The following is a 340-nucleotide window of genomic DNA, read 5'->3' on the forward strand; positions in this document are numbered from 1 at the left end:
CCGTTGCAGGTCCACAGGACCAGCGGGGTCCCGTTGGTGGTGGCGGCCCCGTTGACGTCGAGGCACAGTCCGGCGTGGACGTTGCGGATCGTCCCGTCGGAGCCGACGGTCCACTTCTGGTTGTCCTGACCGTTGCAGGGCCAGGTGATGACCCGGGTTCCGTTGGTGGTGCCCTGGTTGGAGGCGTCCAGGCACTTGTCGCCGAAGACGCGGATCTCGCCGCCCGCCCAGGTGGTCCACAGCTGGTTGGCGGCCGTGTGGCAGTCCCAGATCAGGACCGTGGCTCCGGCCGCGGTGGAGGCGTTGTCCACGTCCAGGCAGCGGCCGGAGGCGTTGCCGC

The 340-nt window shown here is 70.0% G+C and carries 1 protein-coding gene; it reads right to left on the bottom strand.

Going from position 1 to position 340, the window contains the following annotated elements:
- Positions 1 to 340: RICIN domain-containing protein (locus POF73_RS45960; RefSeq protein ID WP_272125508.1), on the bottom strand; the 340-nt coding region annotated here is incomplete at both ends.

Origin of the sequence: Streptomyces sp. HD (assembly GCF_028369295.1) — a bacterium.
Lineage (GTDB): Bacteria > Actinomycetota > Actinomycetes > Streptomycetales > Streptomycetaceae > Streptomyces.